At 42.3% G+C, this 14,695-nt stretch carries 13 protein-coding genes; all 13 read left to right on the top strand.

The features are described 5' to 3' along the window. The first annotated feature begins 170 nt into the window (after positions 1-170). Positions 171-518, top strand: coding sequence for a hypothetical protein (locus tag AWW68_RS07755; RefSeq protein WP_068219020.1), 348 nt, complete (start codon positions 171-173; stop codon positions 516-518). A gap of 152 nt (positions 519-670) precedes the next feature. Beyond that, positions 671-2,914, top strand: a complete 2,244-nt coding sequence (locus AWW68_RS07750) for a hypothetical protein (protein ID WP_068219017.1) — start codon at positions 671-673, stop codon at positions 2,912-2,914. Between the two features lie 116 nt (positions 2,915-3,030). Further along, a complete protein-coding gene (locus AWW68_RS07745; protein ID WP_157717568.1) occupies positions 3,031-3,342 on the top strand; it encodes a hypothetical protein in 312 nt (103 codons plus the stop codon). Between the two features lie 2 nt (positions 3,343-3,344). Continuing rightward, the gene (locus tag AWW68_RS07740) at positions 3,345-3,773 is read left to right on the top strand and encodes a cupin domain-containing protein (protein WP_068219010.1); all 429 of its coding nucleotides are present in this window, start codon (positions 3,345-3,347) and stop codon (positions 3,771-3,773) included. Beyond that, complete coding sequence (locus AWW68_RS07735; protein WP_068219006.1) at positions 3,770-4,285, top strand: N-acetylmuramoyl-L-alanine amidase; 516 nt, start codon at positions 3,770-3,772, stop codon at positions 4,283-4,285. Before AWW68_RS07740 ends, AWW68_RS07735 begins: the two co-directional genes overlap by 4 nt. After that, on the top strand, positions 4,285-6,540 hold the full coding sequence (locus AWW68_RS07730; RefSeq protein WP_068219003.1) for a hypothetical protein: 2,256 nt from the start codon (positions 4,285-4,287) through the stop codon (positions 6,538-6,540). Before AWW68_RS07735 ends, AWW68_RS07730 begins: the two co-directional genes overlap by 1 nt. A 29-nt stretch (positions 6,541-6,569) precedes the next feature. Continuing rightward, positions 6,570-7,340, top strand: coding sequence for a hypothetical protein (locus tag AWW68_RS07725; protein WP_068219000.1), 771 nt, complete (start codon positions 6,570-6,572; stop codon positions 7,338-7,340). 94 nt (positions 7,341-7,434) lie between these two features. Beyond that, positions 7,435-8,541, top strand: coding sequence for a hypothetical protein (locus AWW68_RS07720; protein WP_068218997.1), 1,107 nt, complete (start codon positions 7,435-7,437; stop codon positions 8,539-8,541). A gap of 33 nt (positions 8,542-8,574) precedes the next feature. After that, complete coding sequence (locus AWW68_RS07715) at positions 8,575-9,900, top strand: SU10 major capsid protein (RefSeq protein WP_157717567.1); 1,326 nt, start codon at positions 8,575-8,577, stop codon at positions 9,898-9,900. 62 nt (positions 9,901-9,962) lie between these two features. Continuing rightward, complete coding sequence (locus AWW68_RS07710) at positions 9,963-10,859, top strand: hypothetical protein (RefSeq protein WP_068218990.1); 897 nt, start codon at positions 9,963-9,965, stop codon at positions 10,857-10,859. A gap of 66 nt (positions 10,860-10,925) precedes the next feature. Continuing rightward, complete coding sequence (locus AWW68_RS07705; RefSeq protein ID WP_068218987.1) at positions 10,926-11,507, top strand: hypothetical protein; 582 nt, start codon at positions 10,926-10,928, stop codon at positions 11,505-11,507. Beyond that, positions 11,508-13,394 carry an autotransporter outer membrane beta-barrel domain-containing protein gene (locus tag AWW68_RS07700; protein ID WP_068218984.1) on the top strand — a complete coding sequence of 629 codons (1,887 nt, stop codon included), beginning with the start codon at positions 11,508-11,510 and terminating at the stop codon, positions 13,392-13,394. A 173-nt stretch (positions 13,395-13,567) separates the two neighbouring features. Next, positions 13,568-14,695: hypothetical protein (locus AWW68_RS07690; protein WP_221405978.1), on the top strand; the 1,128-nt coding region annotated here is incomplete at its 3' end.

Here is a 14,695-nt window from a genome sequence, read left to right as displayed (position 1 = left end):
TCGAAGGGCATTAATCCTAACTCCCATATATCATTAACCCCTACTTAACTACCTAATAAACAGCACGATACAATGAGTCAAAAGTTAAAATCTTCCACCCATGCTTTTATACAGAAAGGAAAGCCTGTCTATTGGGAGAGAGGAATCCTCAATTCGCAAATCGCAAAGCAATGAACACAACCACTAAGCCAGTCGGCAATCTTACTATCACAAAAGAGCTGTTTATCGAAACCATCAATCAAATTGAAAAGCAGCATAAGCACGACAGTAAATGCAGTGAGGCATTCAGCATTACACTCCCTGACGACTACATCTCATGCTACAATAACGAGCACCTTAGAGGGCAATTGCTAAAACTGCTAAAACTAGCCATGAACGATGAACAGACAGAGTGGATAGAATACTTCATCTATGAGCTTAGGTTTGGTAAAGCCTACAAAGAGGGCATGGTTAAAATGGAAGGAGAAAACATCACCCTAAAAACGCCCTCAGACTTGTGGGAGTTTCTTCAGATGTAGCCACTAATCCTCCAAGCCCTATTTTCTACCCCACAAGACATAGTTTTGTAGTATGAGTTGGGAATATACAGTGTTTTGGGATCTGGACTTTGAAATACACTATAAGTCCGTTCCCAAACGCACTTAACTCGCACACAGCCACAAACAAAACAATGTCACTACCTCTTATTGAGTCCTTCTACGAGAAAGACGAGAAAGGACTATTCAAAACACTCTATGGGGGCATAAAATTCTACGTGCCCAAAATGCCAACCCAAGGCGAAATACTGTTCTCTGACAAGCCCATTAAAGAGCAGTATTGGCAACGTCATGAAATCCCAACCTTCAGCGCAAAAGACATCAAGTGGTTTGTAGACGAACCCGATGATTACGACATTAGAGTAGATTGGGACACGGCCAGAAGACAAGAGATAATCGGACAAACAGGCTTAGACCCAGAAGACCTCAGCACTCATGGCGACCCCAAGCCTGTAAAAGACATTAAGCCCAATCCAAACTACTGTATAGAAGCCCTAAACGACTACCGAAAGAGGGAAATACAAAGGACATATCCCTACAAAGGCGGTGGTGTTTGGGTAATGATTAAAGGAATGGCTATATGGTTCCCAGGTACATTTTATAGCTACTTGCAATGGGCTAAAAACGATAACGGCTACCCATACCTAAAAATAAATGACTTATTAAAATGTTATCATTGGGAATTTGTAAGAGACCATAGGCTACATTTAGGCAGAATTGAAGTGGCTCCAAGGGGGGATGGAAAGTCAGCATTAATGGCTTGGGTCATGTACATTGAGACAGTCTTCAACGAAAATGCAATTACCTCGATAGTCGGGCGAAATGACGATGATTCAGAAAAGTTTTTTGTCGAAAAAGTAGTTCAACAGTACAAGAACCTTCCAGACTTCCTTGTTCCCATTAATGACAACGGAACCAATCCCACTAAAAAACTAGCATTTTCCCCACCAGCAAAAAGAGGTAAAAATTCTTTCGCCCACAAGATAGAGCAAAAAAGATCAATAAACTCCATGCTAGTCCCAGAGTCGGCAGGGGAAGGGGTGCTTGACAGGGCTACAAGAAGAATGATTGCAGTGGAAGAGCCTGGAAAGACTAAACCAACCACGGCTAGGGCTTCGGTCAGGCACAACACCCAAAAGCAGTCTGTATGGCGTAATGGGGTAAAGGTGGGTAATTTTTGGATTACAGGAACGGTAGAGGAGGTAGAAGATGGCGGTGACGAGTTTAAGCTAATGTGGGACGGTTCAGACCCAAACAAGCTCACTCAAAACGGACAAACACCAAGCGGAGTGCTCAAGTATGTAGTTTCTGCATACGACATCTTTTGCGACAAATACGGATTCCCTGTTAGAGAAAACCCCGATGAAGAAACGGCCTTATTCCTAAAAGAGCGATACGGTGAATACGCCATGAAGGGCGGAATACCTTACGTAGACAACCAAAGAAGGGCAGTAAAAGACAACCCTTCAGAATACAGGCAAATCGTTAGAAAATTCCCAACCAATGAAGACGAGATTTTCATGTTCGGAACTGGTGGCGGCCACTTCGATGAAGGCATTCTTTCAGATGTCCAGGTAAAGCTTAAAGATCCCGATTACAAACCAACAAGAACGGTCAGGTTCTATCCACAGGCCAATGGAAAAATAGGTTGGGAAGAGCACCCACAAGGCGGGTGGGAGGTGTGTTGGTTCCCAGACGAAGAAGTTGTCAAGTCAAACAACTACACCAGTGGTTATTCCATGTATTTCATGGATAGAGTGAAACAAAAATCTATCCTGCCCCTCAATGAGTTCATGACAGCAGGAGTAGACCCCGTTTCTCACATTGCAGACTTCCTAGATGAGAAGAAGCGAGGGTCAGACAATGCTTGCGTAATCCGTACAGGCAATCACATGGGTATTCCTAAAAAGTTCAGAAACATACCCGTTGCCATTTACAGAAAGAGAACCAACAACCCAGAAGACTCTTTCAAAGACATGATGCACGGCCTAATGTTCTACGGGGTAGCCGCCAATATAGAATCCAACAAAAACGAGTTCATACAATTCCTTTTCAGACAAGGGGCTTCAGGCTTAATCAGGCCAAAACTAGGAACCGAATTCAGTCAATCTCCAACAGCAGGGCAGTCTATGTCGGGTGGAGCTGGCGGACTAATCGAAATCATTACAGGTAAAATCAAAAAAGACGTAAGCAGAAACGGCCACAATTACAAACATCTAACGCTAGTAGAAGAGCTTTTCAAATTCGAACCTAAAGACACCAAAGAGTTCGATGAAACTATGGCTTTCGGCCTTTCACTACTCGAAGCAAAAGACGAGGAAGAAAAAGTGCAAGAAACTCAGAAAATGGATATAAAAAACTTGTTCGGGTACAGGTAAGCTCCAAGCCCTATTTTCTGCCCCGTACTAAATAAATTTGCATTAACAAGTTCAAAACCATCTCCCGCTAATTTTAAACACACAAAATATCTCAGTAGGGCATGAATCTATCAATAATGTTACAAAACACTGCGCCTGGAGTTTCTGAGACGCTATTAGAAAAAGGGATAATGGGTGTATTCATCCTTATCCTTATAGGTTTTATCTATATCCTGTGGAAGTCTAAAGAAAAAAGAGACGACTACATCAGAGAGCAAGCCAAAATAGTCAATGACATTCTCGGAAACTTAGCCAATACGGTAGATAATGTTTACAGGGTTACAGAAAATATGCCTAGCAATGTGAAGGAGGTCATTAATGAAAATATTGCCCCAAAGCTGGAAGACATCAAGGATGGGATTAAAGAACTGAAACAACTAAAATCTTAACCATGATTCAAGAAGGGGTTAATAAATTCAAGGTGGCCATGTTTAAAAAGGGCTTACCAAACACACCCACCAAGGTTCAAAAGGTAGGCCGAACTTGGGAAGCTTTTGGAGCTATAGAAGGCGACTTAGCAAAAAAGGTAGACACAGGAGTAAAAGGCTCTTACTGCATGCTGTATAAGTCTAACAAAGGCTACTTCAAGAAACACTTTCACGAAAACAAAGAAGCAGGCATAGTCCTGAAAGGCAGAATCAAAATAAACACCCCTTTCGAAAGCTACATAGTAGAAGAGTCTTGCGCTTTTGAAATTCCTCCCTTTATGTGGCACGATGCCCAAATCTTGGAAGACGACACGGAGATTTTTATTCAATACCACCCACCATTCGAAAACGATGAATGGGTAGGAAGTTTTGAACCCAAAAAAGCATCTTGAAAACAATAGAACCAAAAGGCATAGTAATTCACTCAATGGCTCAGTACTTGGTGAATGAAGGCGGAAAGACAGTCCATGCCAGAGACTTTTTAGCGTCAATCGGACTGAGCGTACATGCTTTCGTAGAGCCTGACGGCTCAGTAGTACCTATGAAGCCAGTTCCACAAAAAGCCTCACACGCAGGCAAATCTAAGTGGAACGGCCTTGAATACCTTAACAGCCACTACTTAGGTGTAGAGTTATTAGTAGAAGGTGTGCATAGCTACGACAGCTTCATTGCTAAAATAAAAGACCCCAAAACATTTACAGAGGCACAGTACACGTCACTAGCCAACCTTTGTGCCGAATGGATGAAGGAATACCCATTAATCAGCCTAGATACTGTCGCAAGACATTCAGATGTATCTGGAGTAGAAGTAAGACCTGAAGCCCCAAAGCAAGACCCTGGCAGTGGGTTCAATTGGCTAAAATTCAGGACAATGTTGAGCATAAGAGAACTTGAAAATTACTAATGAGCTATACTGAAGATGCCACAGGCTTTCCTGACGAACTGGTAAGCCCTGAAGACAAGGAAACCAAAGAATACGGCCTTAAAGTGGCTAAGGCTATCTTCTACCATCACGAAAAGTATGGCAGCGAGCTGTTTGTAGGTCGGGCAAGAAAAATCAACGAGGTAAGAGACTATCTTCTCGGTAGACAAGATCCTGACCAGTACAAGCCTCTAGCAGGGGTAGACCCCCAAACTAGCGATGCAGAGGCTTTTGTTCAAGGCATTCGATGGGATGTTATTGCTTATGCCACAAAGCGAATCAATATTGCCGTGTCTAAAATCGCAGGCATGAAATACAAGGCCACTTGCGATGCGGTAGACGAATCGGCCTCAGAGCTTAAAGCAGAAATCAGAGACAAAATGAAAATACTCATGGAGTCTCAAGAGTTCTTGCAAGAACTAGCCTCAATAGAAGAATACCTGCCCGAAGACCTATCACTAGAAGACCTTCCTTCAGACAAAGACCAACTTCAAGACTATTTAACACACACCAAGTTATTTGCTGCTTCACTTATAGAAACAGCCGTAGAAGAACACCTAAAAGATAATGATTACGATCAGTTAAAAAGAGAGTGCGCACAAGACCTGATAGAAGCAGGAATTGGAGCAGTAAGAACTGGCTTAGACGAGAATATTATTCCGTTTATTGATAGACTGGAGGTAGACAAAATTATTCTTCCTCAATCTAACTATCCAGACTTTAGAGACGCAAAGTATTGGGGCTATTTAGACTTTATTTCTTTGTCCGACCTTGAGAAAGAATCACAAGGTCAGTTAACTAAAGAGCAACTAGAAATAGCTAAAGACACTAGAGAAGAACAAAACATATACCTTGGAAAGCTAGGAGGCTATTACAGATCAGAATTTGAAGAAACGGTAAGGTCTATTCCTGTTTTAAGGTTTGAGTGGAAAACCACAGAGGTAGAGACTTATGCCAAAAAGATAAATGAGTTTGGAAACCCTAAGCTGTACCGAAAGAAAAATACATACAGAGGCAACGGAAAGAACGACAAAATCCAACACAAATACACTTCGGTTTACGAAGGTTGTTGGGTTTTAGGAACGGACTTAATATATAATTACAGAAGGAAGCACTTCATGGAGCGCAAAAGAGGCAACATGAACGAAACCCCTTTGTCAATTAAGGTCTATGCCCCACTAATGAGAAACAACACATTAGTAAGTGCAGGGGAGCAAATCATTCCAATCCTAGACGATTTACAGTCGTACAATATCAAAGTTAGGCACATACTTGCAAGCCCATTCCCTAATGGAGCCGAAATCAACCTCCATGCCTTAAAAGCAGTAGCCTTTGAATGGGGAAATAAAAAGATGGAGCCTAAAGACCTTCTATCTTTCATGTTTCAGAAAAAGATTCTGGTTACAGATAGACAGCCATTGCAGGGGTCTAACGACCAAGCAGTAGTCGAACTCAATCAAGGCATTCAGCTTCAAGAATACCTAGCCTTAATAGCTAACAAGCTAGGGGAGTTAGACGAGGTATTGGGATTGAACGCAGCCGCGGTAGCTTCTCAGTTAGGAGAAAGAGCAGGAGCCACAACCACACAGCTTCAAATACAACAGTCAGACCTAGCGCTAGACTACCTATTCTATGCCGATAGAAAGATATTCATTGAAGTGTGTAAATCACTAGCCATACTCCACTGTTACTCGGAGAAATACGGAAAGCCAGGCAGGTACAATAGAATCTATGGCAAGATAGGCTCTCAAATGTTCAGAGAAAACCTAGACCTCACCAAGCACGACTACTCCTTCGATATTGAACCACTTCCTTCAGACATGGAGAGGGCTGATTTCTTAAAAACGGTAGAACTCATGGTATCGAAGCAGGTAATCACGGGCAGTGAAGCCACCATGCTAAGACGAGTAGACAGCTTAAAGAAAGCCGAATTTGAGTTAAGAAGGCTCGAAAGAAGAAGAGATAAAATGAGTCGTAAGCGAGAAATGGAAAACATTGAAGCAAACGCTCAGGCGCAACAGCAATCAACTATGGTTGCCTCACAAGCCAAGCAAGCGGAACTAGAACAAGCCAAGCAACTCGAACTAATCAAGGCAGAGGAAGAAAGGAAGACCGAACAGCTTAAACACAAAAATAAGCTAGAAGAAATCAGACTTCAAGAATCTATTAAAGCGCAGGCGAAGCTAGAGCAAATCGAAAAGACCAACAAGTCAATAACTACTAATAACAACAATTAAAAAGGAACAATAACTACAAACAAAGCATCATGGCAAGTGTAATTTTCAGTAAAGACGATAATTTAAACTCATACCTAGAAAATATTGACGGAAGTGTATATGAACTAGACGGAGCCTCTTCTTTTTTTGACAAGAAGAATAATGTAATAACGGTTACAACCAAGGAGAATATTCAAATCTCAATAAAGCCACAAGCAATAGATACCTCATTGGCGACCGATGAAATTACAGACTCTGAATCAATATTTAGATGGGTATCCAAGGAGTACGTAAAAAAAAATGACAATCTAAAAAGCCTGTTTTTAACAGTTGTTTGCTCTGAAGCGAACGGATTCTCATTATCTCCAACAACAGGGGGGACTATATTTTCCCTAAGCACTAAAAACGGGGCGTATACCGCAAAGGATGGAGAAATCTTAAATATTCATGGCTTTAGAATTTCTGGCAGAAACGTTTTCTTAGATATGAGCGACCCTATAGCATTGCTAAAATTTGCAGAGCTAAGGCTATACTTTAGAGATAATGAAGATGAATTATACGTTAACGAAGCTCTTAGCAAGTTAGATAATGTACCATGGGGCAGCGAAGCTAATAATGGAGATTTTTCTTCTCAGCTAAACGGATCAACTGGATCCCCGTCTTTTTTATACCCTCAAGACTGCAATAAGTGGATTAATTTTTCAAAGCCGCTTATGAACATAGGGAGAATAGATATTGCTGGACTTTTGGAATACCCCGTAGATCCACAGGGAAATAATGCCTTCACTTTTGTGGTGGAGTTATCTTACACCGAAGGATAATAAAACAAAAAATAATTTACAAACGCAAGCTGCAAGCCGTATTTTTTATGACGGACTAGGTACTTTTGCTTAGGAAATCACGAGAAATACAGCTATGACGCAAGACGAAGATATTTGGATGGGAATAGGGGATCCTGTTGAAGACAACCCCGAAGAAGCCATTGAAAATCAAGTAGAAGAGGTTGAATTTGAGGAAGAACAGCCTGAGCAAGAAGAACCTCAAGAACAACCTTCCGAAGAACCTGAACAAGAAGAAGTCCCCGACATCATTGCCTCACTTAGAGAAGAAGGCTATGAAGTAAATAGTAAAGAAGAACTTGTTTCTGCCTTAAAAGAAAAGGCAAGGCTAGAACAGGAATTTGAAGGGGTTCGGAACAGCCTTAAGTCTTACGAGGAAGACGAAGAAGTAAAGACGATAAGAGCCTTTAGAGAAGCAGGAGAAGGTGACTTGCAAGAGTACCTTCGCCTTAAAAAAGCCGACTACGAGAAGATGTCTGATGAAGACGTTCTTTGGGAAGACTTCAAGCTAAAAAACAAGGAAGACTTAGAGGATTATGGCGAAAAGTTTGTAAGAAAAGCATTCCAAGACAAGCTTAAATCATACAGTGTTGTTAAGCCCGATTTTGTGGATGAAGATGAAGAGGCTGAGTGGGAGCGCAACAACAAAGAAGACATTGAATTTAGCCGATTAAAAAAGTCGGGTGATATAAAAAAAGCAAGAAAGAGCTTGATGGAGAGAAAGGAAAAGTACGCTGTACTGCCTGCTCCAACGCAACAGAAAGATGCCGATGTTCAGGAGAATCTGAAGCAGTTTGGTTCCAATGTGCAAAACGCTCTTAAAGACTTTCAGCCAGTCAAAATCTCGATTAGTGACAACGAAGGGGAGTCCTTCAATCTAGCTGCCGATGATTCTGTCAAATCTCAGGTTGAGTCTATCGCAAAAGACCCTCAAGAATTGCTTTCGCTTGTGGGAATCAAAGAAGATGGAAGCTTCGACTTCAATACCATGCTACAAGCTGCAACGGTCTTAACCCATGTCAAGAACGGAACTTTGGGTAAGCACTTAGCAGAACACGCATTAACGGTCAAAAATACGGACATCGTAGAAAGAAAGCTCGAAAACCCTACTGACGGGAAGACAAAGGTCAATGCTGGCTCTAAAAACGAGTTAGTGTCATTCCTAGATGAAATGGGGTATTAAAACATTCAAAAAACTCAAAACTAAAAACAACAAATGGCAGCACAAAACAGACATAATGTAGTTGGCGCGGTTAACGCCTCCTTTATGTCGCTATCAAACGCTTTGCTCATGCCCGAAGTGCTAGGCGAAGCTCCTGACAGATATAGGGGTCAGGCAAACTTGTTCGACTTCATGGTCTGGACAAAAAGACTTGAAAAAACAGGTCAGACAGAATACAAATGGACTGAAGAAGATGCGCTCAGAAATGAGTTCACTATTGAGTCGGTAACAGGTACTTCTGGCGCGGGTAACGCAGCTACTATTACGCTAGAAGAGGCAAACCATATTGACAGTGGAACCAAGTCTCCTGTGCAAGTTGGTGACGTATTCATGGTTGACAACTCAAACGGTAGATACATTTTTCGAGTAAATGCAGTAAATAAATCTTCTGCAAACAACCACACAATTACAGCACAAGAGACAGGGGTAAACCTAGTAGACGATTTAGCTGCGGCTGACATCGCTGGTAGATTGACAAACTCTTTTGCCGATGGTGAAGAGATGCCTGATGGTATCGCTTCTGTGCCGTTAGATTTCTCTAACTACACTCAAATTGTCAAGACCGCGTACAGAATCAATGGTTCTGAAAGGGCGAACAAGGTGTATCGCAAGATCAACGGCAAGCACTACTACGCTATTAAGCAAGAGAAGAGAGCCAAGCAAGACCACGATTTGTCGGTAAACTATGCCTTACTAATGGGGCAAAAGAGAAACGACAAGACAGCTTCAAACGGAGAAACTATCTACGAAACAGGCGGTATGGAGTGGTTTGCAAAGACTCTAGGTAACGATGACCCTTATACTACTTGGGCATTGGCCGACTTTACTGGCTATGAGCAAACTTTGAACGCCAACCATGTAGGAAATGAAGTATTCTTCTTCCAAGGTTCAGACCTAAACATCTCTGTGAATGCAGTGCTTAGGGGGCTGAACGAGACTACTGGTATCAACTATTCAACTTTTGGAAAAGGAGATGGTAAGCAAAGATCCATTGACTTAGGGTTCGATTCTTTCCGAATCAACAATAGAACCTACCACCAAAAAGTGGTTGAAGCAATGAATGCTCAGGGCATTACTCAAAACACGAACCTTCCTCAAGAGGGTATCATTGTCCCTGCTGACAAGTACACTGACAAGAATGGTAACAGCCAGTTCAAGCTAAAAGTAAGATACAAAGAGTCTGATAAAGAGAACAGATACTACAACGTCTGGACTAGAGACAAGACTATCACAAACAAAGACCAGTTCGAATTGAACATGCAGTCTGAGTTTGGGTTCCAAGGTTTCTGTGGAAACGAGTGGATTTACGTTTCAAAATAACACACTAAAGGGAGGGGGCTAATCGCCACCCTCCTTTATTTCACACAACAATCACAATCATAATGAAAGTAGGGCAACTAGAAATTAACGGAGCAAGCCCAAAGTTCCTAGAGTATTTAGAGAAGCACATCTACCCACCTCTCTCAAAGGGTGAAGTAGACAGGTTCGAGCTGTTAAACGTAAGAGACGAATCGGGTAAGCCAAAAAAAGTTACGCTTACCTCGGTTTCAATCCTCTCTGAGTTTATGGTTTACGACCACTTTGCTAAAAAGTCGGTAAGGTGTAATTGGGTGGTAGGCGAAAGGCTTGCAGACCTTAACGCTAAGGGTGAGGCCACAAAAGTAACAGCCAAGGTGAAGTTCACTAAGGTTGGCAGAGGGTCACATATTGTCCCAGAAGGAAGAGTAGAGCTATATGAGCTTAGAAAATTGCTTTCTATTCACCCTCAAAATAAAGACAATAAAGGGAGGGAGTGGCATATTGCTCCTGGTAAATACAAGTTTAGAAAATACGATCCATTTGCATCGGCTGAAAGAAATGCAGACAAGGTATTAGCTACTGGTAGCGCAATTATGGCGGTTAGCGGGATGGATTCAGCGGAACTACTTAAACTTGCTGAGAACATATTTGGAGCTAAGACAACGGCTGCAATGAAAGGGGTTCAGATCAAGGCTAAACTACTTGAAGTAGCCTCTCAGTCACCAGAGAAAATTGTTGGCGGAACCAGTGGTAAAATCACAAATTTCAGCGACTACGGAGCTTTAATTGAGGCCGCAGTAAAGCAAGAGGTAATTAAGAAGCACAGACACAAAATATGGTGGTTTGCTCAAAACCAAGACGAGAAACCATTATTTGATGGAGTACCAAATGGCGGAGCGCTAGACGCTCAATTCACGGATTACCTAAAAGACAACCCGAATTTATTGAGGGAATTAAGAACTAAGGTTAGCCTCGGTTAACTGATTGTGGTTTCCGTGTGGGGCGAGTGGCAGTAGTCCCTCGCCTTTTTTAATTAAACTTTCAACATGGCAGTAACAGTATCTTTTAACGCAACAGCCCAAACGGTAGATGGTGAAACAATGACCTTCACCGACCAAACAAGCTATTCTGACCCTGCGAGGAATGAATTGGCTTTAATCATGAGGGTCTATCATTTAAACCAAGACCTAACGGCTACAAGAAAGGAGTTCAATACTTACGACCCTACAACGGTATCTACATGGACACTTTCTGTAGACCAGACTGTTGACGGCATATCTCCAATAGATGGAGTGCATAAGCTAGTCTTATTCGCCTTGGACGCTTCTCTTTATGAGGGCATATCAGGTGGTAAGTTTCAGATAGACGGAGCCGATGAAGACAGCTATACCGATGCAGAGCTAACGGCCTTAAGCGAAGATACTGCAACAGCATACGCACTTCCTTTACCAAAGCTACACCAAGAAGCTAATGACATACTTTTAAGTCTAAGCGACCACGATGTAGACCTCGACATTCCTGCTTTGAGTTATCAAGTAGCACCTATTCTTACAAAGATAATGGCAGCCCAATCACTCGCTCAAACAGGTAAGTATTCAAGCGCAGCAAGAGTTATAGAAATAGAGTAAATGGCAGTAGACAAGACCGAACTTCTTAATGACTTATTGGTTAGGGTTGGTCAGCTTCAATTAGAGGTTGCAGACGCTAAAGAAAGCGGTAGTGCTTGGCAAGAAAAGCAAGACCTGGCGTACTTCCTTTATTTATGCCATACAGTGATTTCATTTGATAGGACAGACACTTGGACTGACGCTCAGTTTGAGATTGTTGAAGACCGTTTGAGAAGGGCGGGAGGACTAGACAAAGTGGGTCAATATTCCCTGAACGACCTGACTATTCCTTTCGCCACTCTTTCAGATGATATTTTCACAGAGACAGACCCAACGGTTCCTACTCACGTAAAACAGATACTCACAACAGATATTATTGAATGGGATGCTGCACACACTCATACTTCAGACACAGACAACCCTCATTCGGTAACTAAGACTCAAGTTGGCCTTGGAAATGCGGACAATACTGCCGACATAGATAAGCCCGTAAGCACATCGCAGGCAGCAGCAGATGCGGCAATTCAGGCTTTTTCAATACAAAGAGCTAATCACACAGGAACCCAAACGGCCTCAACTATATCTGACTTCGATACAGAAGTGGCGAATAACAGTGCGGTGGCAGCGAATACAGCAAAGGTTTCAAACGCAACACATACAGGCGATGTAACAGGCGACACTGCTTTAACGATTGCTAACGATGCTGTAACAAACGCCAAAGCTGCAAACATGGCTCAGAATACAATCAAAGGTAGAGTTACAGCAAGCACAGGCGACCCTGAAGATTTAACAGCCACGCAAGTCAGAAGCATTATAAATGTTGAAGATGGAGCAACGGCCAACAGTTCGGATGCAGACTTATTGAATCGCGCCAATCACACGGGTACGCAAGCACAGTCTACTATTGTAGATTTAGAAACGGACTTAAGCGGAAAGTACGATAAGTCTGGTGGAACAATATCGGGAGATGTGTCTCTGGAGAAGGCAGCCCCGAATCTAGACCTTGTTGATTCAGGGTCTACCAGGCACTGGAGGTTTAGGCAACACGTAGATAAACTGTACTTTCAAAGCTCAACTAATAGCTACGGTACTTCTTCTAATATCTTAACTTTTGAAGATGGAATTGCCACATTTTACGCCAGAGTAAAAGGATTTGACGCAACTGAGTCGGACGACTTTGTAACAAAATCTCAGCTAGATGCGGTGGGAAGTGGGGCTTCAGATCATGGGGCGTTAACGGGGCTGTCTGATGATGACCATACACAATACCATACAGACGCAAGGGCTTTAACGTGGTTAGGGACTCGAAGCACAACAGACCTTTCAGAGGGGAGTAACCTGTATTACACTACGGCAAGAGCAAACGCAGCTATTGACACTAGGGTAGACAAGGCTTTTGTTGATGCATTGAATGTTGATGCAGATACTTTAGACGGGGTTGATAGTGGCTCGTTTATTAGAAGCGATGCGGACGATACTGTTAGTGCAAACACAACATGGGAGGATGATAATAAAATCTATCTTGGCACTAGTTCAACCAAAAGATCCTTTATAGCCACATATTTTTCAACAGGCAATACTGTGTTTACAAAAGAGTCTGGGGGCGACCTGTATATCAACAACGAAACCGAAGGGGGCGACATACTTCTACTTACAACACCATCAGGAGGGGGCGCCTCTTCTTCCATATACATTCGAGGAGATTTAGGCGTTTCCTTATTACATCAAAGTACTCAATGTTTTTCAACGACAAGTAACGGCATAAAAATAGGGAACGGAGGACTAAATACCGCACCATCTTCTTCCTCAGACACAGGGGAAGTTGGGGCAATCAGGTTTGCTAACGACTATATATATGTCTGCACCTCTGTAAATACATGGAAAAGAGCAGCAATATCAACATGGTAAATAAGAACATGGAACCACAACAAGCATTAGTAAGGCTATCTCAAATTTTGAAAACGACTGAACACGTAAGGCTTCCCTACAATTTAGGGGCTGAAGTGAACGAGTGCATCATTCATTTGCAAACAGCCTTGATTGAACTGAAAAAACTCAAAGAAGACACAACTAAAACTTAAATGGCCGCAGACGACTTCTACTACTTAAATAAAAGCGTTCTATTTGTTGGAGCGACCGACCCCTATGTACCCGACACATTAGGGTCTATTTACGACTATACTATTAAGCAATATGTAGAAGGAGGAAAGTATGCAGAAGAAAAACTGATACTGCTTGATATTACAGACAACTCATTATACAGGGTTGTTTCTTTATCAAGGCCGTTTACAGCCGATAACGTGTCAGACGACTTGAGTAACGGCTATATTGAGGCTTTTGCAGGTGGCGGCACAGTCTCTAATAACTCAATCACCAACGCAAAACTATCTGATGTTTCTACTGCTACTATTAAAGGGCGGGCAAGCTCAGGTACAGGCGACCCAGAAGACTTATCGGCTACTCAGGTAAGGTCTTTAATCAACGTTGAAGACGGAGCTGAGGTAAACAATATTTCAAATGCTAACGCAACCGACTTAACAGGTGGTGGAGACTCTTCTTTACACTATCACTCGTCAGACAGAGATAGGGCTAATCACACGGGTAGTCAGGCAATCAGTACGGTTAGTGGTTTACAAACGGCCTTAGATTCAAAGCTAGTTAGCTCGGATATTGAAAATTTCGAAACAACCACAGAACTCAACGCCAGAGACACTAATAACCGAAACAGAGCCAACCACACAGGTACACAAGCACAGTCTACCGTTACGGATTTAGAGAGCGACTTGAGTGAAAGAGTTACTAAAACGTTAGGAACTTTAACAGATGGCGCAACGGTAACGGTAAACGGAGGAAGTAAAGATCAAGCGACATTTGACTGGACGGCAAACACGGCATCGGTAAGCTTAGTTTTTAGTTCAGGCACGGCAGCACAAACAACTTCAATATTCGGAAAGAAAACACTTGCAGGTGATGTGACGGTAACATTAGATACTACCAATTATCATTTTGTAGATGCTTCTGGGTCAGATATTTCTGACATAGTAATAACTAATGATAACAGTACTAACGAGTATTTTAAGCTTTTGTTTACTAGATCATCGACCATTGAAGAAGGCTCAAATCCAGTGATAATAGTTGAAGAAATAGGTAGCTCTGGCTCTGGCTCTGGCTCTGTATCTTTCTTAGGTCTAGAAGACACACCATCTTCA

The sequence above is a fragment of the Roseivirga spongicola genome (assembly GCF_001592965.1).
GTDB classification, from domain to species: Bacteria; Bacteroidota; Bacteroidia; order Cytophagales; family Cyclobacteriaceae; genus Roseivirga; species Roseivirga spongicola.
The sequence above is the reverse complement of the archived record's forward strand: the minus strand, read 5'-3'. Positions and strand labels throughout refer to the sequence as shown.